Annotated in this window: 23 protein-coding genes and 1 other annotated feature; of the genes, 13 read left to right on the top strand and 10 right to left on the bottom strand. The window is 40.7% G+C overall.

The window, feature by feature from the left end; all coding sequences use genetic code 11:
* Positions 1-221: 221 nt before the first annotated feature.
* From murC to ccpA, 6 genes are all read left to right on the top strand, one after another.
* A complete protein-coding gene (gene murC / locus MHI23_RS13590; protein ID WP_025092288.1) occupies positions 222-1,520 on the top strand; it encodes a UDP-N-acetylmuramate--L-alanine ligase in 1,299 nt (432 codons plus the stop codon).
* 222 nt (positions 1,521-1,742) lie between these two features.
* Entirely contained in the window at positions 1,743-2,162 is a 420-nt protein-coding gene (locus MHI23_RS13585; protein ID WP_024424855.1) for a DUF948 domain-containing protein, read from the top strand.
* Between the two features lie 26 nt (positions 2,163-2,188).
* On the top strand, positions 2,189-2,659 hold the full coding sequence (locus tag MHI23_RS13580; RefSeq protein WP_342492013.1) for a YtxH domain-containing protein: 471 nt from the start codon (positions 2,189-2,191) through the stop codon (positions 2,657-2,659).
* 34 nt (positions 2,660-2,693) lie between these two features.
* A complete protein-coding gene (gene ytxJ, locus MHI23_RS13575) occupies positions 2,694-3,017 on the top strand; it encodes a bacillithiol system redox-active protein YtxJ (RefSeq protein WP_024426177.1) in 324 nt (107 codons plus the stop codon).
* A 221-nt stretch (positions 3,018-3,238) separates the two neighbouring features.
* Positions 3,239-4,315 carry a bifunctional 3-deoxy-7-phosphoheptulonate synthase/chorismate mutase gene (locus MHI23_RS13570; RefSeq protein ID WP_024426176.1) on the top strand — a complete coding sequence of 359 codons (1,077 nt, stop codon included), beginning with the start codon at positions 3,239-3,241 and terminating at the stop codon, positions 4,313-4,315.
* A gap of 452 nt (positions 4,316-4,767) precedes the next feature.
* Entirely contained in the window at positions 4,768-5,769 is a 1,002-nt protein-coding gene (gene ccpA, locus MHI23_RS13565; protein WP_024424851.1) for a catabolite control protein A, read from the top strand.
* A gap of 44 nt (positions 5,770-5,813) precedes the next feature.
* Here the strand turns inward: ccpA and MHI23_RS13560 are convergent, their stop codons facing one another.
* Genes MHI23_RS13560 through MHI23_RS13550 form a run of 3 tightly spaced genes read right to left on the bottom strand, consistent with a single transcriptional unit; the run spans position 5,814 to position 8,284 of the window.
* Positions 5,814-6,974 carry an acetoin utilization protein AcuC gene (locus MHI23_RS13560; protein WP_149126376.1) on the bottom strand — a complete coding sequence of 387 codons (1,161 nt, stop codon included), beginning with the start codon at positions 6,972-6,974 and terminating at the stop codon, positions 5,814-5,816.
* Positions 6,971-7,612 carry a CBS and ACT domain-containing protein gene (locus MHI23_RS13555; protein WP_024424849.1) on the bottom strand — a complete coding sequence of 214 codons (642 nt, stop codon included), beginning with the start codon at positions 7,610-7,612 and terminating at the stop codon, positions 6,971-6,973. The genes MHI23_RS13560 and MHI23_RS13555 overlap by 4 nt, the downstream gene beginning before the upstream one ends.
* A gap of 39 nt (positions 7,613-7,651) precedes the next feature.
* A complete protein-coding gene (locus MHI23_RS13550; RefSeq protein ID WP_024424848.1) occupies positions 7,652-8,284 on the bottom strand; it encodes a GNAT family N-acetyltransferase in 633 nt (210 codons plus the stop codon).
* 155 nt (positions 8,285-8,439) lie between these two features.
* On the opposite strand from MHI23_RS13550, the gene acsA reads away from it, so the two are divergent.
* A complete protein-coding gene (gene acsA, locus MHI23_RS13545) occupies positions 8,440-10,164 on the top strand; it encodes an acetate--CoA ligase (protein ID WP_024426174.1) in 1,725 nt (574 codons plus the stop codon).
* 59 nt (positions 10,165-10,223) lie between these two features.
* Positions 10,224-10,455: a binding site (T-box leader), on the top strand.
* Between the two features lie 52 nt (positions 10,456-10,507).
* The gene (gene tyrS, locus MHI23_RS13540) at positions 10,508-11,776 is read left to right on the top strand and encodes a tyrosine--tRNA ligase (protein WP_111926295.1); all 1,269 of its coding nucleotides are present in this window, start codon (positions 10,508-10,510) and stop codon (positions 11,774-11,776) included.
* Positions 11,777-11,851: 75 nt separating this feature from the next.
* Here tyrS and MHI23_RS13535 read toward each other — a convergent pair whose 3' ends face one another.
* Positions 11,852-12,208: an antibiotic biosynthesis monooxygenase gene (locus tag MHI23_RS13535; protein WP_056768222.1), complete on the bottom strand. Its 357-nt coding sequence runs from the start codon at positions 12,206-12,208 to the stop codon at positions 11,852-11,854.
* A 207-nt stretch (positions 12,209-12,415) separates the two neighbouring features.
* Here MHI23_RS13535 and MHI23_RS13530 point away from each other — a divergent pair, with 207 nt between their 5' ends.
* The 3 genes from MHI23_RS13530 to MHI23_RS13520 all read left to right on the top strand — a co-directional run bounded on the left by MHI23_RS13530 (position 12,416) and on the right by MHI23_RS13520 (position 14,957).
* Positions 12,416-13,057, top strand: coding sequence for a triacylglycerol lipase (locus MHI23_RS13530; RefSeq protein WP_103132353.1), 642 nt, complete (start codon positions 12,416-12,418; stop codon positions 13,055-13,057).
* 396 nt (positions 13,058-13,453) lie between these two features.
* Positions 13,454-14,002, top strand: a complete 549-nt coding sequence (locus MHI23_RS13525; protein ID WP_339240137.1) for a hypothetical protein — start codon at positions 13,454-13,456, stop codon at positions 14,000-14,002.
* A gap of 388 nt (positions 14,003-14,390) precedes the next feature.
* A complete protein-coding gene (locus MHI23_RS13520) occupies positions 14,391-14,957 on the top strand; it encodes a cysteine hydrolase family protein (protein WP_103132354.1) in 567 nt (188 codons plus the stop codon).
* A gap of 26 nt (positions 14,958-14,983) precedes the next feature.
* Here MHI23_RS13520 and MHI23_RS13515 read toward each other — a convergent pair whose 3' ends face one another.
* From MHI23_RS13515 to MHI23_RS13505, 3 genes are all read right to left on the bottom strand, one after another.
* Complete coding sequence (locus tag MHI23_RS13515) at positions 14,984-15,544, bottom strand: hypothetical protein (protein WP_103132355.1); 561 nt, start codon at positions 15,542-15,544, stop codon at positions 14,984-14,986.
* 297 nt (positions 15,545-15,841) lie between these two features.
* The gene (rpsD, locus tag MHI23_RS13510; RefSeq protein WP_024424838.1) at positions 15,842-16,444 is read right to left on the bottom strand and encodes a 30S ribosomal protein S4; all 603 of its coding nucleotides are present in this window, start codon (positions 16,442-16,444) and stop codon (positions 15,842-15,844) included.
* Between the two features lie 303 nt (positions 16,445-16,747).
* Positions 16,748-17,245: a GAF domain-containing protein gene (locus tag MHI23_RS13505; RefSeq protein ID WP_024426170.1), complete on the bottom strand. Its 498-nt coding sequence runs from the start codon at positions 17,243-17,245 to the stop codon at positions 16,748-16,750.
* A 126-nt stretch (positions 17,246-17,371) separates the two neighbouring features.
* On the opposite strand from MHI23_RS13505, the gene refZ reads away from it, so the two are divergent.
* A complete protein-coding gene (gene refZ, locus MHI23_RS13500; protein ID WP_024426169.1) occupies positions 17,372-18,037 on the top strand; it encodes a forespore capture DNA-binding protein RefZ in 666 nt (221 codons plus the stop codon).
* Here the strand turns inward: refZ and hisJ are convergent.
* A complete protein-coding gene (gene hisJ / locus MHI23_RS13495) occupies positions 18,007-18,822 on the bottom strand; it encodes a histidinol-phosphatase HisJ (RefSeq protein ID WP_342492012.1) in 816 nt (271 codons plus the stop codon). The genes refZ and hisJ overlap by 31 nt on opposite strands.
* A 340-nt stretch (positions 18,823-19,162) precedes the next feature.
* On the opposite strand from hisJ, the gene ezrA reads away from it, so the two are divergent.
* Positions 19,163-20,866 (top strand): septation ring formation regulator EzrA, encoded by a 1,704-nt coding sequence (gene ezrA / locus MHI23_RS13490; protein ID WP_025092280.1) that lies wholly within the window; start codon positions 19,163-19,165, stop codon positions 20,864-20,866.
* Between the two features lie 41 nt (positions 20,867-20,907).
* Here the strand turns inward: ezrA and brnQ (MHI23_RS13485) are convergent, their stop codons facing one another.
* Both brnQ (MHI23_RS13485) and brnQ (MHI23_RS13480) read right to left on the bottom strand, forming a co-directional pair.
* Positions 20,908-22,251 (bottom strand): branched-chain amino acid transport system II carrier protein, encoded by a 1,344-nt coding sequence (gene brnQ, locus MHI23_RS13485; RefSeq protein WP_208945929.1) that lies wholly within the window; start codon positions 22,249-22,251, stop codon positions 20,908-20,910.
* A 214-nt stretch (positions 22,252-22,465) separates the two neighbouring features.
* Positions 22,466-23,806, bottom strand: coding sequence for a branched-chain amino acid transport system II carrier protein (gene brnQ / locus MHI23_RS13480; protein WP_342492011.1), 1,341 nt, complete (start codon positions 23,804-23,806; stop codon positions 22,466-22,468).
* Positions 23,807-23,955 lie beyond the last annotated feature (149 nt).

Below are 23,955 nucleotides of genomic sequence, written 5' to 3'. Positions count from 1 at the left end.
CCAGAACGCTTTTTTATGTAAAATAAGCGGAAACAGGTGTTAGAAATGGGAAAGTTGTCGGATACTAATCATAGTTAATATTGATTAGAATAGGAAGATCGGAAAAAAATCTTTATTTGGAGCTGCGATCTGTGATCAGCTAGAGGCAAAAATCACAAGTTGCAAATTGAAATGAGCGTCATATACTGTAAGTCAGATAGACGTTTGTTGGAGGTACAATTATGACTGTTTATCATTTTGTTGGAATAAAAGGGACAGGTATGAGTCCACTGGCCCAAATTCTTCATGATACTGGGTATACTGTCCAAGGATCGGATATCGAAAAACATATCTTTACACAAAAAGCATTAGAAGAACGAAATATTAAAATTCTACCATTTGACCCAGACAATATTCAGCCAGGGATGACGGTCATCGCAGGAAATGCATTCCCTGATACACACCCTGAGATTGAACGTGCCCTTTCTGAAGGGATTCCTGTCATTCGCTACCATAAATTCCTTGGAGAATACATGGATTCATTCACAAACGTTGCGATTACTGGTGCTCATGGAAAAACATCGACAACAGGACTGCTTGCTCACGTCATGCAGGCAGCCAAACCTACTTCGTACTTAATCGGTGATGGATCTGGAATGGGGAAAGAAAACAGCGAGTATTTTGTCTTTGAAGCATGCGAATACCGCAGACACTTCCTCAGCTATCATCCAGACTATGCGATCATGACCAATATTGATTTTGATCACCCTGATTATTTCTCGGATATTGATGACGTGTTTGATGCATTTCAAAACATGGCGCTTCAAGTGAAAAAAGCCATTATTGCCTGTGGTGATGATGAGCACTTGCCAAAAATTCAAGCGAAGGTACCTGTTGTGTACTACGGTTTCAACGAAGAAAATGATTTCCAAGCTCGCAATGTTGTGAAAAATACGGAAGGCACTACATTTGATGTATTTGTACGCAATACGTTTTATGATACCTTCTACATTCCTGCCTACGGAAATCATAATGTCCTCAACTCGTTAGCTGTCATCGCATTATGTCACTATGAGTCCATTGATGTAGAACTTATCAAAGGCGCATTAACGACATTTGGCGGTGTGAAACGACGCTTTAATGAAAAAGTGGTCGGTGAGCAGGTCTTAATTGACGATTATGCACATCATCCAACTGAAATTGAAGTCACGATTGAAGCAGCCCGCCAAAAATATCCGGACCGTGATATTGTGGCTGTCTTCCAGCCGCATACGTTCACACGTACACAGCAATTCTTAAGTGAATTTGCTGACAGTCTAAAGAAAGCCGACTATGTCTACCTTTGTGATATTTTCGGTTCAGCCCGCGAAAACATTGGGAAGCTGAGCATTGAAGATTTACGAGAAAAAATCCCGCAGGCCCAATTAATTGAGGAAGAAGATACATCTGTGCTGAAAACGCACGAAGATGCGATTCTGATCTTTATGGGAGCAGGAGACATTCAGAAATATTTGCGTGCTTATGAAAAAGTCGCTGTATAAATGCTTAAAAAAGTGCCGTTTCAAACGGCACTTTTTTTATTTTGAATAAAATGTGACAAAAGGGCTAAATGTGTCAACATGTGCCGCTTTTTTTCGTTCGCTGTGGACAGGAATTAGCGAATAAGTGTAGAATTATTATTCAATCGGTCATTCTAGGCGATGTTTGAATGATACAACGAGAGGGTAATGAATTGAATATGCCCGCAGCAAAGGAGGTATCAGATGATTATTATTCTATATCTAAGCGTTGCACTGATCGCAATTGCTTTCCTCATTCTTGTCATCTATTTGTCCAAAACATTAAAATCCTTACAGCTGACATTAAAGAATGTTGCATCAACTTTAGAAGGTCTTGAAGGTCAGATGCAAGGCATCACCACAGAGACAGCACAGTTGCTACATAAGACGAATCAGCTTGCTGAAGATATTCAAGACAAATCAGCAAAACTCAATACAGTTGTGGATGCGGTGCAGGGAATTGGCGGCTCGATCAACCAATTTAATACAAGCATAAAGCAGGCAGCTGGTGCGGTTTCTTCATCCGTTGAAAGAAATCAAGAAAAAGTGACGGATGTGGTTAGCTGGAGTAACGCAGCACTTGAAATTTATAAAAAATGGAAACAGCGTAAACACCAAAAATAAACCATATTCGCATAGGAGGAATAATCATGAGCAAAGACGGAATCAATAGCAAAGACTTTTTGATCGGAACACTTATTGGTGGAATTGTTGGTGCAACAACAGCATTATTTTTAGCACCGAAGTCAGGGAAAGAGCTTCGCGATGATTTGAACACCCAAGCGAATGCGTTAAAAGAAAAAACAGACCGGCTCACAACAGATGCAAAAGAAAGAGGCACTGAATATGTGACGATTGCGAAAGATAAAACGTCTGAATTGTCTCAGCTTGTAGCAGAGCAGTCAAACCAGTTTTTAGACAAAGTGAAAGACATAAAAGAGCGAGCAGCTGGAAAAGCTAATAAAGTGAAAAGTGAAGCAGAAGATGCGGCAGCGGATTTGGCAAGCGAAGCATCTGATGTAGCAGATGAAGCAAAAGTACGAGCACAAGAAGCGAAATCAGAAATTGAAGACGGCATCAAGGATGTCAAAGAAAAAGTAGAACAATCGACTAAAGGCTAACGCTCACTGCTAAGAAGTGAAGAAGGAGAACATCATGTCAAAACAACTCATTGAAACAGAAGAACAGTTTGATCAACTAACGAATCAAGATGGGACCTTTGTCTTTTTTAAGCACAGTTTGACATGTCCAATCAGCCAAGCGGCTTTTCAAGAGTTTGAAGCATTTGCGTCTGCACATGAAGACGTACCTGCGTATTTCTTACAAATTCAAAACACGAGAGAGCTTTCATCCTATGTGACGGAAAAGTCTGGAGTAAAGCATGAAAGTCCGCAGGCACTCATCTTTAGCGGTGGAAAAGTAAAATGGCATGCTTCTCACTCAAGCATTACAAAAGAAGCGCTTGAACATAATCTGTAAAAGAAAGAAACGTCAGCAGCGGCTGACGTTTTTTTTATAAAAAAGGTTTACTTGAACGAAAAGTATGCTATAATCTTACATACAATACTTTACCGCTTAAAAGCGTTTGGGTAATAAAGAAAATTTTCGTGACAATTCCGAAATCTTTGTTTATAATAAACCCTATCATGCAAGAATGAAAAAATAAAAAGCGAGAGCAGGCAGAGGAAAGGATGACAAAAATGAGCAACAATGAATTAGAAAAATTGAGGCAGCAAGCAGATGAACTAAATCTTCAAATCTTAAAACTGATCAATGACAGAGGAAACATTGTCAAAGAAATTGGAAAAGCGAAAGAAGCGCAAGGTGTCAACCGTTATGATCCTGTCAGAGAGCGCACAATGCTGAACCAAATTCTTGAAGAAAATGATGGGCCATTTGAAAATTCAACGATTCAACATATTTTCAAAGAGATTTTCAAAGCAGGTCTAGAGCTTCAAGAAGATGACCACAGCAAAGCACTTCTTGTTTCTCGTAAGAAAAAACCAGAAAACACAATCGTGAATATCAATGGGGAAGCGATCGGTGATGGAAAGCAGCGTTTCATCGTTGGACCATGTGCCGTTGAAAGCTACGAGCAAGTCGCAGAAGTAGCGGCAGCAGCGAAACAGCAGGGATTAAAACTACTTCGCGGTGGCGCATTTAAACCTCGCACAAGTCCATATGATTTCCAAGGACTTGGTGTAGATGGTCTAAAGATTCTAAAGCGTGTAGCGGATGAATACGGTCTTGCTGTCATTAGTGAAATTGTCAATCCTGCTCATATTGAAGAAGCGATTGAGCATATCGATGTCATCCAAATTGGGGCACGTAACATGCAAAACTTCGAGCTATTAAAAGAAGCCGGTTCCGTGAATAAACCAGTTCTTTTAAAACGCGGTCTTGCAGCGACCATCTCAGAATTCATCAATGCAGCTGAATACATCATCGCCCAAGGAAATGATCAAATCATCCTTTGCGAGCGCGGTATCCGCACATACGAAACAGCGACAAGAAATACACTAGATATCTCGGCAGTGCCAATCTTGAAACAAGAGACACATTTACCAGTCTTCGTTGATGTGACGCATTCAACTGGACGTAGAGATCTTCTCCTTCCAACAGCAAAAGCAGCTCTTGCGATTGGAGCAGACGGTGTCATGGCAGAAGTACATCCAGATCCATCTGTTGCTCTATCTGATTCAGCGCAGCAAATGGACATTCCACAATTCGAAAAATGGTTAGATGCGTTAAGACCACTTGTCAACATTCACGCGTAATCATAGATAGAAATAGCCGCCGGATGACTGCCCGGCGGTTTTTTTATGGAAAAAATACCATGAGGATTGGGAATGAAAGGAAGAAAGCACATTGCAAGCCCAAAAAGTGCTTGTTCACAATGTTTTCATTTTTAAAATTCGATAGAATCTGCTAAGATCATTGTCATAGCTGGCGTTCTCGATGTTTTTTTATGAAATATGATTCAAATTACAGGTAACAAGCTGATTAAAGTTTGTTTAATTTAGTTATAAAAAGAAAGGGAACGTTTTCATATGACAAAAAAACGTGTATAATTTCATAAAAGAATGTCATTTTGATGTAGATTGAAAAATTATGTGTCTCTTTTCATCGTTTTAATGACAAATAGGATATTATTTTCCTCGTATCTGACATGTCTCTATCCAATTGGTGAATGCTATAGATATGAAGTGTATTTGAAGGAGTGATTTATGTGAATAATGTTACAATATATGATGTAGCAAGAGAAGCAAATGTAAGTATGGCAACGGTATCACGCGTAGTAAATGGTAATCCAAACGTAAAACCAACAACAAGAAAAAAGGTGCTTGAAGCGATTGATCGCCTTGGCTATCGTCCGAATGCAGTGGCACGAGGCCTTGCAAGTAAAAAAACAACGACAGTTGGGGTCATCATCCCTGATATTTCTAGTATCTTCTATTCAGAATTAGCACGCGGTATTGAAGATATCGCCACGATGTATAAATACAACATCATTTTAAGCAACTCAGATCAAAATACGGATAAAGAGCTTCATTTGTTAAATACGATGCTTGGCAAACAAGTAGACGGAATTGTCTTTATGGGCGGAAACATCACAGATGTGCATGTGGAAGAATTTAAGCGCTCTCCTGTACCGATTGTGCTTGCAGCCTCTGTTGAAGAACAGGCTCAAACACCATCTGTTAACATCAACTATGAGCAGGCGATTTATGATTCCGTTCAGCTGTTAGTTGAAAAAGGACATAAACGAATTGCGTTTGTTTCTGGTCCAATGTCAGAACCAATTAATTCCGTGAGAAAGCTTGCAGGTTATAAGCGTGCGCTTGAAGAAGCGGGTATCGCGTTTGACGATGCACTCGTCGCTGAAGGCGATTACTCTTATGACTCTGGAATTGAAGCACTTGCTCATCTGCTTGAGCAGTCTGACAAACCGACAGCTGTTATCGCAGCTACAGATGAAATGGCGCTAGGTGTCATTCACGGAGCACAAGACAGAGGGGTCTCCATTCCTGAAGATTTAGAAGTGATTGGCTTTGATAATACAAGACTTTCTCTCATGGTGCGTCCTCAGCTGACAACAGTTGTTCAGCCGACATATGATATTGGTGCTGTTGCCATGAGACTGCTCACAAAACTGATGAACAAAGAACAAGTGGACGATCAAATTGTTGAGCTTCCGCACAGAATTGAAGAAAGACAATCAACAAAATAAAACAAAAAAAGCAGGCTTACCTTATGAGGGAAAGCCTGCTTTTCTTATGCCTTTTTCTTTTCTCTTCTAACAGGCATGAGTGCTTTTTCTACTGTTTGAGCATTTTTTTCTGTGATTTCTGCTTTTCTTGGGATCGGTGGATATAAATCGTCAGGATCTTTCCATGTAGGTGGAAGGGTAACAGGCGATTGCTTATTCCATGACTGAATCCAGTCCTGAGGGAGCTCATCTGGCGGTGTAATGCCTTTCATCTCAAGCCAAATGCGGCTCCACGCTCTTGGAACGACGCGCCAAATATCATATCCTCCTCCGCCAACAGCAATCCACTTGCCGTCACAATATTGATGCGCAAGCTCATGAGCAAGTCTAGGAATTTCTTCATATATTTTCATGGTGGCAGATAAATGAGTTAACGGGTCATAGTAATGTGCATCTGCCCCATTTTGCGTTAAAATCACATCTGGTTTAAAAAAAGCAGCAATCTCAGTCACTGCTGTTCGGTATGCTTCGAGGAACGATTCATCTTCCGTAAATGCATCTAGCGGAATATTATAGGCGTAGCCATAGCCTTTATCGTGGCCTCTTTCCTGTACTTGTCCGGTTCCAGGGAACAAGTAGCGTCCCGTTTCATGAATGGAGACTGTACATACCTCTGGGTCGTCATAGAAGCTGAACTGGACACCATCGCCGTGATGAGCATCCGTATCAATATATAAAATTCTAGCGCCATATGTCTTTTGAATATATTGAATCGCCACAGAGCTGTCATTATAAATACAAAAGCCAGATGCACGCCCTTTGAATCCGTGGTGAAGCCCGCCGCCAAGATTGAGGGCATGCTGTGAATGACCGAGCATCACTTGATCAACCGCTGTTAATGTTCCGCCAACAAGAAGAGATGCCGCCTCATGCATGCCTGCGAACATTGGTGTATCCTCAGTGCCAAGACCGTAGCGTTCACCCTCTGCTGTAGACAGTTTTCCTTCACTTGCCCGCTGCACAGCCTGGATATAATCTGCTGTATGGACGAGCTTTAATTCCTCCAGAGTAGCCATACGTGGTGCAACGATTTCATCCTCTGTTAACGCCTTCATTTTTTGAAGAAGATCATAAGTTAAGTAGACCCGAAGCTGATTGAAGGGATGATCTTGGTTAAATTGGTACGTTTGAAAAGATGGTGAAAAAACAAAGGTCGCTTCCTTCATTTGATCGTCTGCTCCATAGGCCAGAGCACTTTATAGCCTTTTGCGCGAATCAGCTTCGTCACATGATCTGCATGAATGGTTTGAAGGCGGAAGACGAGCACTTTAGATGCCTCATTGGCATGCGGGTACACAAGCACACTCAGCAATTGAATATGCTGCTCCTTTAAAATGGCCGTAATGTCTGCGAGGCCTTCTGTCATCTGCTCGACTTCAACCTCTAAGTGCGACCCAGGCTGATCTGCACCTGTCAGTCTTACAAACGTACGAAGCAGATCTGTTTTTGTGATAATGCCTACAAGCTTGCCGCGTCTCACCACTGGAAGACAGCCAATTCCGTGCTCAAAAAAGACACTTGATATCTCTTCAACGAAATCAAGCGGGTGAGCCGTGATCGTCTCTAATACCATGATCTCTTCTACCGGCCGCTGAATAAAGAGCTTCCTTTTCTCTGTTTCAAAAATACTTGGACTGGCATTTTTAATATCCCGATCAGTCACCATCCCAATGACAGATCCTTGATCAGATACGATCGGAATATGCCGGATGTGGTGTGCACTCATTTTTTGAATGGCCTCTTCAATCGTATCGGTTTTTCGCAGCGTGATCACATCACGCTCCATAATTTGTTCAATCATCATTGTTTACCAATCCCCTTTGCCAAAAAAACGAATTGAACGTTAATACATAAAGCGCTGATGGAAGCGAAGACGATCGAAACGCTCGATCGAATCAGGACTCACATGTTTCCCAATTCTGGCCATTAAACAATTGGCTGGATGTGAGCTAATCTCTGGCTCGTCTGTTGCAAACCAGACAAGACCGCCTGCGTTCATCATTTTCTCCATCATTTTGCGGTACTCCCAAACGTTTTTCTTTGTCCCCTTTAAATCCCAATGCCAGTAATATTCAGTTGTAATGATGATGTAATTCTCCATTTGCTCATCCATCATGCTCACATCAAGCAAATGCTTGCCAAGTGAGCATCCTCTAAATGGAGGAGCGACCTCAATCGCGCCAAGCTCAATTAAATTATCCATTTTGCCCTCTGACCAGCGCTCAAGTGGATCAGGATACAAATACGTGACATAGCCTACGACGAGCTCATTCGCTCTTGCAATGATAATACGTCCTTCTGGAAGATCTGCTATTTCAACAAGTGCTTGTTTCTGTTCCTCAGGCGTGCGAAATGCCGTTAGTCCTTCATGAAACGTATAGTTCGCAAGCTCTGATGCAGGTACCGGTCCTTCAATCAGGATGGAACCTGTTTCTCGCTCAATGGTTTTTGAATAATAAGTTTTAGGATGCTCCACGTATCCACCGCCCCTAATTCTAGTGAGTCGTCTCTATTCTATCTTAAATCTTGCAATAATTAAAACGGTTTCATCAGAAGTTTTTTAAAAATTGAGAAAAAAAGTCATCTATACTATAATGGTCATTGTAAACGTATGCAAAGGGGGACTGTTTGATGAAATTGGAAACGCTACCATCAGTAAAAGGGGATTATCATTTAAATGATTATGAGCAGGCATACAAAGATTTTTCATGGGAGGAAGCTAGAAAAAACTTCTCCTGGTATGAAACAGGAAAAATAAATGCAGCCTATGAAGCGATTGACAGACATGCGGACTCGTTTCGTCAGAACAAGGTGGCGCTTCACTACAAAGATTCACAGCGGGATGAAAAGTATACGTTCAGGGATATGAAAATCAACACAAATAAAGCGGGAAATCTATTCAGAGAAAAGGCACATGTAGAAAAAGGGGATCGCGTGTTTATCTTTATGCCAAGATCACCTGAGCTCTATTTTCTTCTGCTTGGTGCAGTTAAAATTGGAGCGATCGTTGGCCCGTTATTTGAGGCATTTATGGAAGGTGCTGTCAAAGATCGTTTAGAGAATAGCGAGGCAAAGGTGATCGTGACAACACCTGATCTGCTTGAGCGAATTCCATTTGCAGAGCTTCCGAAGCTTGAATCTGTCGTCATTGTCGGCGGTGAAAACGAAGACGTCGATGGTGTGCGGACAATTCACTATGAAAAGGCGTTTGAGGAGGCAGCAAAGGAGCTTGAGATTGAATGGATGGATGAAAAAGACGGCTTCCTGCTTCATTACACATCAGGATCTACTGGTACGCCAAAAGGTGTGCTTCATGTCCATGGTGCAATGGTCCAGCAAGGCCAGACTGGTAAATGGGTGCTTGACTTGAAAGAGGATGACGTTTACTGGTGTACAGCTGATCCAGGCTGGGTTACAGGCACAGTCTACGGTATTTTTTCACCGTGGTTAAATGGGGCGACGAATGTAATTTTAGGCGGCCGGTTTAATCCTGATACGTGGTATGAAACCATTGAATCACTCGGTGTAACTGTTTGGTACAGTGCCCCGACCGCCTTTAGAATGCTCATGGGGGCAGGGGATGATCTCATTCAAAAATATGACCTCAGCTCGCTCCGCCATGTTTTAAGTGTGGGAGAGCCGCTTAATCCAGAAGTCATCCGCTGGGGAGATGCTGTTTTTGGCAAGAGAATTCACGACACTTGGTGGATGACAGAAACGGGTGCACAGCTGATTTGTAATTATCCATGCATGGACATCAAGCCAGGCTCGATGGGAAAACCGATTCCAGGCGTAGAAGCTGCTATTGTTGATAATGCAGGAAATGAACTTCCTCCATACCGGATGGGCAACCTTGCGATTAAAAAAGGCTGGCCTTCTATGATGCATACGATCTGGAACAATCCTGAAAAATATGAATCTTACTTTATGCCGGGAGATTGGTATGTTTCAGGAGATTCAGCTTATATGGACGAAGACGGATACTTTTGGTTCCAGGGACGTGTCGATGATGTCATCATGACGTCAGGAGAGCGGGTCGGTCCATTTGAGGTGGAAAGTAAACTGGTCGAACATCCAGCTATTGCGGAGGCTGGTGTCATTGGAAAGCCAGATCCGGTCCGCGGTGAAATTATTAAAGCATTTATAGCGCTTAGAAGCGGATATGAGCCGACAGATGAGCTGAAAGAAGAGATTCGTACATTTGTGAAAAAAGGACTCGCAGCACATGCGGCACCGCGAGAAATTGAGTTCAAAGACAAACTGCCGAAAACGAGAAGCGGAAAAATTATGAGACGTGTGCTAAAGGCGTGGGAGCTGAATTTACCTGCTGGCGACCTTTCGACAATGGAAGATTAAATTTTTTCATCAGTTGACTTGATATCAAAAGTGTGTTAAAAATGACATTAGTTGAATATGAAAAGGTTTTGACTGAGATTCAGTAGAATGATCTTTCCCTGTTGAAGAGAGCTGACGGCTGGTGCGAGTCAGTACAAAGAGATATTCGAATTACCCTCACGAACCGCTTTTACGAAAAGGAGCATGCCCTGATTAGTGAAAGAACGGATCTGTCCGTTATCAGTGTAAGTGAAAAGACGAGATTTTTTGTCTTTTAAGCAGGGTGGTACCGCGATATATATCGTCCCTTCGTTCATTCGAAGGGGCGTTTTTTTGTTGAATTGTAAAAAAAGGAGATTTGGAAATGAGTCAATTGATGGAAGAGCTATCGTTCAGAGGATTAATTCAGCAGCAAACAGATGAAGAAGGTTTAACAAAATTATTAGCAGAAGAAAAAATCAAACTATACTCCGGCTTTGATCCGACAGCTGACAGCTTACACATTGGTCATCTATTGCCAATTTTAACATTACGCAGATTCCAAGAAGCAGGTCATCATCCGATTGCTCTTGTTGGCGGCGCAACTGGACTAATCGGCGACCCTAGCTTCAAAAAAGCAGAACGTTCACTCAACCCAGCAGAAATCGTCGAACAGTGGTCAGAAAAAATCAAAGGACAGCTGTCTCAATTTCTTGATTTTGAAGCAGGGGAGAATCCAGCCGTTATCGTGAATAACTACGACTGGATCAGCCAAATGAATGTCATCACGTTCCTTCGTGATGTTGGAAAGAACTTTGGTGTAAACTTCATGCTGGCAAAAGATATCGTGAGCTCACGTATCGAAACAGGGATTTCTTACACAGAATTCAGCTACGTTATCCTTCAGTCTTTAGACTTCTTAAATCTTTACAGAAATGAAAATTGTAAGCTGCAAATCGGCGGAAGTGACCAGTGGGGAAATATCACATCTGGACTTGAGCTGATCCGTAAGTCTGAAGCAGAAGGGGCAAAAGCATTTGGTCTGACGATGCCGCTTGTCACAAAAGCAGACGGCACAAAGTTTGGTAAAACAGAAGGCGGCGCCATCTGGTTAGATAAAGAAAAAACGTCTCCATACGAGTTCTACCAATTCTGGATCAACACAGATGACCGTGATGTCGTGAAATACTTAAAATACTTTACGTTCTTATCAAAAGAAGAGATCGCATCGTACGAAGAAAAAGTGCAAACAGCACCTGAAAAGCGTGAAGCGCAGCGCCGTCTAGCAGAGGAAGTGACAACACTTGTACATGGCCGTGAATCACTAGAACAGGCTGTTAACATCTCAAATGCACTATTCAAAGGTGAGATCAAATCTCTTACAGCTGAAGAAGTGAAAGTAGGCTTTAAGGATGTTCCATCAATGGAGAAAAGCAGCGCAGAAGAATTAACACTAGTCGATATCCTTGTGGAATCAAAGCTGTCTCCATCAAAGCGTCAAGCGCGTGAAGATATCACAAATGGTGCTGTCTCCATCAACGGAGAAAGACAAACAGATAAAGATTATGTTCTTTCCGCTGACGACCGAATTGAAAACCAATTTACCGTTTTAAGAAGAGGGAAAAAGAAATACTTCCTCGTGACGTATAAATAAATCTTTATGAAACAGTAAGCATCATGGAAAAGCACCCCAACATTGAGGTGCTTTTCTTTTTTATGTAGAAGTAGCTCATTCGTCTGCTTCTTGTTCAAGGAGTGAATCTTTGTTTGTATAAGCATGTTCTACCTTACAAATTCGGGTTGTGTAGGATTCATACCAATCTTTTTTCCCCTTTTTTTGAACACGCTGATGTGCTGTATGTGCTTTCCATTCTTTGATGGCTTCTAATGAATCCCAGTAAGAGACAGTGATTCCAACACCATGTTCATCTCGTACACTTTCTATTCCAAGAAACCCATCTAGATCTTTCGCTAATTCTTCCATTTTTTGAGCAGCTGCAGCGTATTCTTTTTGCTCGACATTTGTTCGTTTTGATGTGAAAATCGCGGCATAGTAGGGTGGTGCAGGTGTTTGAGTAAATAGCATCTAGTAGAACCTCCTTAGTCTATTGATATTATATATGAAAGAAAGAAGGTCTCGTAGTCTTTTTGTTTTAATTTAAAAAAGTCCAAGGTGCTTTTTGATTATTTATATTTTTGTAAAATCATCTCATAAACATTACCTTGTTCACTTTTCTGACATATTTTTCTTGTATAAAATAGAGTCGTATAAGATGAATAAGGGGGAATGAAAGTGATGTTTGTTAAGAAAAGGAGTTTGCAAATTCTCATTGCGCTTGCATTGGTGATTGGTTCAATGGCTTTTATCCAGCCGAAAGAGGTGAAGGCGGCTGAGCATAATCCGGTTGTGATGGTACACGGCATTGGCGGTGCCTCTTATAACTTTTTTTCTATTAAAAGTTATTTGGTTGGACAAGGCTGGGATCGAAACCAATTATATGCTATCGATTTCATAGACAAAACAGGAAATAACCGCAACAATGGTCCGCGTCTATCCAGATTCGTCAAAGATGTGTTAGACAAAACGGGTGCCAAAAAAGTAGATATTGTGGCTCATAGTATGGGCGGAGCGAACACATTATACTATATTAAGAATCTAGATGGCGGCGATAAAATTGAAAACGTTGTCACAATTGGTGGAGCAAACGGACTCGTTTCAAGCAGAGCATTACCAGGCACAGATCCAAATCAAAAAATTCTTTACACATCTGTCTACAGCTCAGCTGATCTCATCGTCGTCAACAGCCTCTCTCGTTTAATTGGCGCAAGAAACGTTCTGATCCATGGCGTTGGCCATATCGGTCTATTAACCTCAAGCCAAGTGAAAGGCTACATTAAAGAAGGACTGAACGGCGGAGGACAGAATACGAATTAAAAAAACGAAAAGACAGCGGCATATGCTGTCTTTTTTTTGTTAACGGTGAAAAAAGATTGTTTTTTATATTTAATATGAATCTAGAGGGAGATTAAAGTCCCGCTTTGTAATAACAATATCATTATAATAGTAGTTGTTTTGACTAGTGATTAATAACTAGTATGTTTAATAAATAATATGTACGAGGTGCTCTATACTTGCTGATTGGTTTAATTTTAGTATGAGCATATAAATATGAAAATAATACATTATAGAATAAAACTTTTATCTCAATAAATGAATGGAAAAGGATGTTATAGTATGTAGATGTTAGGGGGGAAGCGAATGTTTCATCTAAGAAGTTCACTCTTTAGATTACATATAGATTTTTAAATATTGCATTTCAAGGGGGATATAATGAGAAACAAATTATTCTTTAAAAAAACAACTTTTATTATGATAGCATTATTTTTGGGTTTTTCCGTTATTGCTTCACCAATCGCAGCTGCCAAATCAAACTCTAATGAAGAAAGTGTGAATTTACTGGCTAAAGATTTAAAATTTTTAATGGAGACAGCTAGTATATATGAGCAAAATAATCAGTTGGTTGGCTTTAATTTTGAAAAATTAAGAGAGAGATTTGGAGATACAAAAGAATTTACAATCTTAGAAAATGAAATAAAACAAAGTGGAATTCAATTAGAAAAGTCTTCAGATTTAAAAACTCAGGATGCTAAAGGAACTTGGGGCGATTGTATGATTGATTCATTAAAGGATCATTTTGGGGTGGCAATGATAGAAGTGGCTTTAACTGGTGGTCTTTGGAGCTATCTTGAAAAGAAGGCTTATAAAGAAGCTGCTAAGCTTTTATTGAAGATTGGCATTGGGGGAAATGTTATCGGTTTAGTAGCCTTCCTTACTTGGTATTCAGCTAAATGCATGGAGGGAAGAGGTCCATGGGCATAATTAACCGGCTTAATATAATAGGAGGAAGACAATGATGCAAAAACTAAAGTTATATTTCTTAGGTTATTTCCTTTATTTTCCTTTATCTTTTTTCATCATCTATTTCATATGGATGTTTATGGTCAAATCAGATAAACTATTTGATGTTTTTTCTAACAGTACATCAATCATTGGAATATATTATATAATTGTCAGTGTATTTTTTGTTTTTTTACTTCGTTCCAAATTTAAAGATGCTAATAGAATAAATTAAATTCATTGAAAAAGAAGCTGGTAAGTCTGCAAATGACTTCTAGGTTCTTTTTTCAATTTAATAAAAACATGTACAAAACGTCCGCTATTCCTTACACTACATGTAGTGAATGTGAATATTCGGAGGTGGGCGTTTGTGAAAACGAATCAAAAGGCTTTCATCATTGTAGATGTACAAAAAGCGTTCGAGCATGAAAAGTGGGGAGAACGCAATAACCTAGAGGCAGAGGAAAATATCAGCCGGCTATTGACGTTTTGGCGAGAGAAAGGCTGGAAAGTGATTCATATTCAGCATACATCCGACAAACCGAACTCTGTATTTCATCCGGCAAATGAAGGGCACCTTTTCAAAGATATGGCTAACCCGCTAGAGGGAGAAACAGTAATACAAAAGAAAGTCAACAGCAGCTTTATTGGTACTAACTTAGAGGAACATCTAAGATCCAACCAGATTGACACGGTCGTAATTGCAGGACTCACAACGCCTCACTGCGTATCAACGACCACAAGAATGAGCGGAAATCTTGGCTTTGATACGTACTTGATCTCAGATGCAACAGCCGCCTTTGGACTAACAGATCAAAACGGTACGTATTTTGACCCAGAAACGATCCACCGGCTTTCACTTGCAACCCTGCATGATGAATTTGCGACTGTTATGACAACAGAGCAGCTTATCACAAAATGGACAAGTCAAGAATGAACGATTGAAAGCTCCTAGAAAGATATCTAGGAGCTTTTTTGCGTATTAAGCGATTGTTTTCGTTGTTTCATACGTGAGTAAACGAGATCAATCTCAATAAATAAAAAACTGAGAAAGAATGATAAAATCAATAGGCCGTCATCCTCTATCGATACATTCATTAAGTTTAAGTAAAGGACATACTTGATAGAGAGATGTGAAACGATCCAAGAACTCACCCATTCCAAAGTATAAATGAGCCATAAAGGAAGTTTAAGGAGATAAGCCAGTCCTTTGCCTATGAATAGAAGGAAAGGTGACCAAAAAACGATGATAATACTCACGAACAAAGAGAAAGAGATCAAAGAAAAAAACGAATCATACGTGATGGTTTCTCCAAAAAGAAAATTCACGCCTAAAACGGCGATGTATAGCAATACACATGGAACCGCGATCACAAAGCAGATAGAAAAAAAGAGCAGGAAGATAAACAGACATGCAGCAAATCTATTGGGCGGCTCATCGATAACCTGTTTTTTTCTTAAAAGAGAATAGGCGATCACTGATAAGATTAAAAGTAAGAATAGAATGATTATGATACTAAACATGGAACTCCTCCATCTAAGTACTATAGAAGACCATACGACTGATATGTCATTCATCATTATTGTACCAATAGGAAATAGGCAATTCAATGAATTATTTCCTATATTTGTATTTAAAAATCAAGACAGGTTTGATCGAAGTAAGAATGGAGCAGGCAGCCGGGGAAAATAAGTGTTGAAAATGGAAGATGACTTCAAATGATTTCATGTATAATTGAGAACATACAAAAAAACCCTAGAAATCCTTGAACAATCAAGGGATCTAGGGTTTGTTTGCTCTCTCTTAGAGAAGTAATGAAATTAACGAGAGTAGAACTCAACGATTAGTTGTTCGCTGATTTCAGGCGCTAATTCAGAACGCTCTGGAAGACGAGTGAAAGTTCCTTCAAGCTTTTCAGCATCGAAAGAAAGGTATTCAGGAACGAAGTTGTTTACTTCAACTGATTCTTTCACTACTGCAAGGTTTTGAGATTTCTCACGAAGAGCAATCGTTTGACCTGGTTTCACAGAGAAAGATGGGATGTCTACACGGCTTCCATCAACAAGGATGTGACCATGGTTTACTAGCTGACGAGCTTGGCGGCGAGTACGAGCAAGGCCAAGACGGTATACTAGGTTGTCAAGGCGAGTTTCAAGAAGGATCATGAAGTTTTCACCTTGTTTACCAGGAAGTTTAGCAGCTTTGTCATATAGTGTACGGAATTGACGTTCGTTGACACCGTACATGTGACGAAGCTTTTGCTTCTCTTGTAATTGTAAACCGTATTCAGATAGTTTTTTGCGTTGTCCTGGACCATGTGGGCCTGGAGCGTAAGGGCGTTTTTCAAGTTCCTTACCTGTTCCGCTTAATGAAATGCCTAAACGGCGGGAAATCTTCCAACTTGGACCTGTATAGCGAGCCATAATGTGACTCCTCCTTATTGTTTTTATTTGTGAAAAATAAAAACCGTCTGTTCTTCCTCTTTTTCGTCATTATGTTTTCATGCATCCTCGCTCCAGCAGCAGGGAGTTACAAGATGCACCTTCATAATATAGAAGGAACAAAATGATACAAAAAAGCCGAACAAAAAGGCTGCCATATTTCACACAAACTCTATTATATGACGCTGGGTAGGAGAAGTCAACCTATTTAGAGGCAAAGGTGACGTTCTCCATTATATAAAGAAACATAAAAAAGCAGACAATGTGTCTGCTCTTTCTACATGATTACGCATCCGTAGAGACGGATAACGCCTGTTGGAGAATTTCTGTAAACTGAATAAGGTAGGTCTCATCTACTTCACTGAAGCGGTCTTTCACAGGGCTGTCAATATCGAGTACCCCAATGATCTGTCCATTGACCTTGAGCGGAATGACTATTTCAGATTGCGATGCGGCATCACAGGCAATATGTCCAGGGAATGCATGGACATCAGCGATACGCTGCACTTCACCTGTCGCAAAGGCTGTACCGCAAACGCCTTTTCCAGAAGGGATGCGCACACATGCAGGCAGTCCGTTAAATGGTCCAAGCACAAGCTCGCCGCCCTTTGCTAAATAAAACCCGGCCCAATTGACTTCAGGAAGTGAGTGATAGAGTAGCGCAGCTGCATTTGCCAAGTTGGCAATCAGATCAGGTTCACCATCTGTAATGGCTTCTACCTGTTTGACAAGCAATTGATAGTCTTTTGAAGGATCGCCAGACTGTTTTTCGACATGAAACATGAAAATCTCCTACTTTCTATCTTAAAAATACATAACTTGCGTCTCGCATGTGGGATTTGTCGAGCAATTGTAAAAGGAACTTCCGCCTTCATCTTGAAGTATGTACACATGAAGAGGGGTGAGCGGATGAAAACATCAACAACCGTGCAAACAAAAGATCGTATTATGGATGCTGCCATCAGACTTTTTAACCAAAAAGGATTTTCTGGAACCTCTGTCCGTGAGATTGCGAAGGAAGCAAACGTCAACGTTGCCCACATTTCTTATTACTTTCAAGGAAAAGGAGGGCTGCTTGAGCAGCTCGTATCCGATTTTTATGAAGGCTACATTCACATGATTGAATCACATCTCCATCACATGGAAACCCGTCATGCAAAAGAATGCTTACTACATGTGGTTTTTGATATTTTATCTTATCAGCACAAGCACCGTCAATTAACCCGTTTCGTTTATCGGGAGGTGACGATTGATTCGACACTCATCAGAGAAATCATGTCGACATATTTAACAAAAGAAAAGTATTTGTTTCAGCTCATCATTGAAAAAGGAAAAAGCACCCATGTCATTTGTGAGCAGCTTTCACTCGCATCCTTTATGATTCAGCTAAAATCACTTCTCATGATGCCATATTTACAGCCGCAATATTTAACAGAGGTGCTTTATTTGAACCCAAGTGAGCCGTATTTCTATCAAATGTACTTTAAGGAGCTGAGCCGCTCGCTTCATTATCTGTTAGAACCAAAAGAGCCGGCACTAGATTCTCATCTGAACCTCATGATGTCCTCGAATTGATCATACGCATATCCGAGATCTTCCGCTTGATGGGCATCAGAGCCGAATATGAGCGGAATTTTTTTCTTTTTTGCAAGCTCAATCATCCATTGATCTAAATAGATACTTCTGGCATATGTTTTACGAAGACCTGATGTATTAAAATCTAAGGACATGCCTTTTTTTGCCGTTTCTTCAAGGCAGAGGGTGACCTTTTGACAAAGTTCAGGTGACATTTCATATGGAAAAAGCTGTTTGAATTTCTGGACAAGGGTGATATGACCGATTCTCTTTGGCTTATATTGGCCTAAAGATGATAGAATAGAAGAATGAATTTGGTCATAGTAGCTTTGATAGACCTGTTCGATGCTGCCATAGATGCTTATTAGCTGCTGGAAGGCATGCTCGTCAAAATCAAGGCAAATATAATCATTGCCAGCAGGAAGAAAGTGAACAGATAAAATGGCGTCGTCTAGTTCTGGACCGTAGCAGTCTAAAAAGGTTCTTGTTTCCTCTTCATACTCTTTGATAAAGTCAACCTCAAGCCCAGTTTTTACTATTAATTGTCCTTTGTATTCTTGTTTCAGCTGAGCCAGTTTCGTTATATACGCTTCAAGGTCTTGGCGCTTCATGGCACTATCCTGCTCAGGTGTTGGATCTTGAAACGATGGAGGCAGCGGGGCGTGCTCGGTAAAGGTTATGGAATCAAATCCCTTTTTGATGGCTTTTTCAATATAAGAATGAAAAGAATCAAGCGAACCGTGCGGGCAAAACGGTGTATGTAGATGTGCATCTTGTTTCAGCATGTCGTCACCTCTTGTCGATATTTTGAAAAACGTGATGTTTATCAGCGAAAATAATGAAAAATCATGACCAAAAATGCTGGTTACATGGTATCATAATAACAATGAAAACGACAGCTTCCGCATACATAAAAGCAGGTCACATTGATACGTGTGATCAAATGATAGAAAGCGCACAAATACTTTCTTGAAAAAACATACATAAAACCGTGAATGGATGGTATTGGAAAACATACGATCCTGCTTATAAAAAACAAATGCAAAGCGGACACGAAAGGGTTCTCAGGTCTACTCGGGACACTTTTACCCTGACATCACTTAGATCACAACAAGGGGGCTCATTATGGAGTTAATCATCGGTTTAATTGTCATTTTGCTTGCTTTGTTTTCAGTCGGTTATTTCCTGCGAAAAAATATATATAAAGAGATTGACCGATTGGAAGCATGGAAAATTGAAATTTTAAACAGATCAATTGTAGAAGAAATTTCAAAGATCAAACATTTAAAAATGACCGGAGAAACAGAGCAATTTTTTGAAAGATGGCGTGCAGAGTGGGACGATATCGTCACAGCCCATCTTCCAAAGGTAGAGGAGCTATTATATGATGCAGAAGAGTATTCTGATAAATATCGATTCTCCAAAGCCAAGCAGGTTCTTACGCACATTGAGGACTTGCTGAGTGCTGCTGATTCGAACATTGAAGACATTTTAAAAGAGATTGCAGACCTTGTCACAAGCGAGGAGCAAAATCGCAAGGACATTGAAAAGGTCAAAGAACAATATCAAACAGTTCGAAAAAATCTGCTTGCGTACAGCCATTTATACGGCACCCTTTATGACAAAATGGAGCAGGACTTAGATGAAGCCTGGGAAGGGATCAAGCAGTACGAGGAAGAGACAGAAAACGGCAACTATATGAAAGCAAGAAAGATTTTGCTTGAGCAAGACCGCAGACTCGATCAGCTTCAGCTGTATATCAATGATGTACCGAAGCTCATTGCAGACTGCAAACAAACCGTACCAGGCCAGCTGACGAAGCTGAAAGACGGATATAAAGAAATGACAGACAAAGGCTACAAGCTCGAACACATCCAGATCACTAAAGAGCTTGAGAATTTAAACAAACAGCTGACCCGTGCGGAAAAACTGCTTATTGATGAACTCAATCTGGATGAGGCATCAAGCATTCTCCAAATGATTGATGATGCCATTCAGACGCTGTATGATCAGCTGGAAGCGGAAGTAGAAGCAGGTCAGGAAATCAAAAGCAAAATGCCTGAGCTGACGGAAGCGTTTGAAAAGCTAGAGCAGGATCACACCCAAACAAAGGCAGAAACAGCTCTTGTAAAAGAAAGCTACAAACTGACAGCCGGAGAGCTTGATCAACAGAAGGCGTTCGAAAAACGCTTAGAAGAAATTGAAAAGCTCATGAAACAAATTCGCGAGAAACTTGATCGTGATCATGTCGCATATTCCCTATTAATGAATGAAATCAATCAGCTTGAGACCTTTATCGATGATGCAAAAGCATTGCATGATACATTTAAGGATCATCTTCAATCATTAAGAAAAGAAGAGCTGCAAGCGAGAGAAACACTGGCTGAGCTCAAAACGATGCTGACAGATACAGTGCGTCAGCTGCAAAAAAGCAATATTCCAGGTGTACCTGCTGACATGAAAGAGCAGGCTGAAAAAGCGCAGGAGATGATTCAGCAAGTGCACGAGCAGCTGGAGAACCTGCCGCTCAACATGCCAGCTGTGAATGGGCAATTAAAAGAAGCCTCTGACACAGTGAGACATGTTGTGAATGAGACGGAAGAAATGCTCACAAAAGTGGATCAAATTGAACGAATCATTCAATATGGCAATCGTTTTAGAAGCCAAAATCATATTCTTTCAGAACAATTAAAAGAGGCAGAGCGAAGATTTTATGCGTATGATTATAACGGTTCATTTGATGTAGCAGCATCAGCTGTGGAAAAAGCATCACCTGGAGCCGTTCAGAAGCTATTAGCTCAGCACGAAAAAGAATATCAGCATCAATAAAAAAGCTGAAGTCCATTGATAGGACTTCAGCTTTTTTTGTATTATGATGCCTGCTTCTGACGTTCTTCTGAAGCAGAAGAAGTGAAAAGGGAGATCACGAACCCAATGGCGACTCCAAGTATCGCAGGGACAAGCCAGCCAATGCCAAGGTCATAAAAAGGCAGCACTGTTTGGAAAATGTCTTTTACTGGACCGATTGGAAGCTTTGCTGCTGCTAAGCCGTCAAATAAGCTCACGCACCCTGTCAAAATTAACGAGAGGACATATACAGGTCTTCTATGTCCAAGCCATTTATCAGCAAGTGATAGAACGATGATCACAATCGCCAGCGGATAAATCGCTGTTAAGACTGGAACAGAGAAAGCAACAATATGAGCAAGTCCAAAGTTAGAAATAATGAAACTAAACAATGTAACAAGTGTCACGACCATTTTATAAGAAAGCTTGGGAAGTAACTTTGAGAAATACTCTCCGCATGATGTGACAAGACCGATACTTGTTGTTAAACAAGCGACTGTAATAGCAGCTCCTAACACAATATTTCCTAGACTGCCGAAAAGGAATTGAGAAGACTGAGCTAAAATTTTGCTTCCATCTCCAACGAATCCAATGGCATGTGTACTAGAAGCACCTAGATATGCAAGTGACAGGTAAACGAAGGTTAATCCAGCAGCTGCAATCAAACCCGCTTTGATACAAGCAGAAGCCAGTGCCTTTTTACTTGTCACACCGCGTCCTTTAATCGCGTTGATGACAACAATTCCAAATACAATAGAAGCAAGAGCATCCATCGTTTTATAGCCCTCTAAAAATCCTTTGAAAAACGATCCGCTGCTATAAGATACATCTGGTGTACCAATGACGCCCATCGGTGTCAAAATGGCTTTGACAATGATAATAAAAATGATCGTAAATTTAATCGGTGTTAATATTTTCCCTACACGATCCACGATTTTCGTTGGATTTAAAGCAAGGTAATACGTAATACCGAAAAAGACGAGTGTAAATAAAAGAAGGGACAGCCAAGCTGGCACACTTGATAAAAATGGTAATGCCCCAATCTCATACGAAACTGTTCCTGTACGCGGAATAGCGAAAAGCGGCCCAATGGATAAATATAAAATGACGGTGAATGCTGTTCCAAACACTGGGTGAGCCTTATCTGCAAGTCCTTTTGCATCACGCCCTGTTAAAGCAATCGCAATAATCCCGAGTAGAGGTAAACCGACACCTGTTAATAAAAATCCGCCCATTGCTCTCCAGACATTTGTTCCGGCATATTGCCCAAGCTCTGGCGGATAAATCATATTTCCGGCGCCGAAGAATAAAGCAAATAACATAAAACCTATAATAATCGTATCTTTCGTCGACAATGTTGCCTTCATTGAATATAAAGCCTCCAATATTATGTTGAAATATTCTGTTAATTAGCTGCTAAAACGGTTCTTCATTAACATTCACTAATTATAAAGGATGTACGCCTGATGTCAACATGTGTTTTCATACAAAAGTCATGAATTTTTCTATTTTAGTATATGAAGAACAATAAAAAACATCCCCTTCTCCTATGAAGGGGATGTTTTTTGATTTGATGCTTGATTAAGCAGGCTGTTTAGGTGGGCTCGTAAACAAAGAAATAAGAAGACCAATAATGGCTCCAAGTACGGCAGGGATAGCCCAGCCGATCCCAAGTTTGTATAAAGGAACAGTAGCTTCTAAAATTTCATTTAAACCGCCAAGAGGAATCTTTGCTGCCACTAACCCGTCGATGACGGCAAACATACCTGTACAAATGAGTGAAGCGATATAAATAATCCGTCTTCCGTTGATCCAGCGATCAAGAAAAGATAAGAGAATGATCACGATGGCTAACGGATAAATCGCAACAAGAACCGGAACAGAGAGCGAAATAATTTGCGCCAGCCCAAGGTTTGCCACAAATGTACTGAATAAAGATACAACTAAAACAACAGTGCGATAAGAAAAGCGTGGAAATAGTGAAGAAAAATATTCCCCGCAGGATGAAACCAGTCCAATACTTGTGGTCAAACAGGCAAATAAAATTGCAGCCCCTAGCACAATATTACCAGCAGAACCAAATAAAAAGTTCGCCGCAAGCGAAAGGAGTTTTCCACCTTCATTTGCCCCGACCATACCTGTTGCCTCAGGACTTGATGCTCCGACATAAGCGAGTGATATGTACACAAGAGCTAGTCCAGCAGCTGCGACAAGCCCTGCTTTAATACAGGCTGCGGCAATCGATTTACGTTCTGTCATACCGCGCTCTTTCACAGCCGTGACAACGACAATTCCGAAAACGATTGAAGCAAGAGCATCCATCGTTTTGTAGCCTTCTAAAAAGCCGGTAAACAGCGGGCTTCCTTCATAAGTTGGATGCGGACTCCCAATTCCACCCATTGGTGTCGCGATCGCTTTGATCACAATTAAAGCAATGACAGCGAGTAAAATTGGTGTTAAAATTTTACCGATTCGGTCAACAAGCTTCGATGGATTTAAAGCAAGAGCATAGGTAATGCCGAAAAAAGCAATCGAAAACAAGAATAATGGAATCCATGATTCAGACTGCGCTTCAGACAGAAACGGCGCCAGCCCAATTTCATAAGAAACCGTTCCAGTACGAGGGATCGCAAAGAAAGGCCCAATGGATAAATATAAAATGACAGTGAAAATGGTACCGAATGTAGGATGAGCTTTGTCAGCAAGCCCCTTTGCACCAGTTCCTGTCAGGGCAACGGCGATGACACCTAAGAGTGGAAGCCCAACTCCGGTCAGTAAAAATCCACCGATCGCAAGCCATACGTTTTCACCTGCGTACTGTCCAAGTACAGGAGGGAATATCATATTGCCTGCGCCGAAAAAGAGTGCAAACAACATTAAGCCGATGGCTAATGTGTCTGTTTGACTTAACTTATTTTTCATAAGGTTATCCCCCTATTATTTTATTTTTCCGCCATGTTTAAATATTCTGTTAATTTAGGAAAAAATATGACAATGGCACTATGCATGATATAGTGAATTGATGAGGTTGTCAATATACCGCTTTATATTGAAATAAAAGGAATTCGGAT

It is taken from the genome of Bacillus sp. FSL M7-0003 (assembly GCF_038628485.1).
GTDB classification, from domain to species: Bacteria; Bacillota; Bacilli; order Bacillales; family Bacillaceae; genus Bacillus; species Bacillus safensis.
This window is presented reverse-complemented; position numbering and strand designations above follow the sequence as displayed.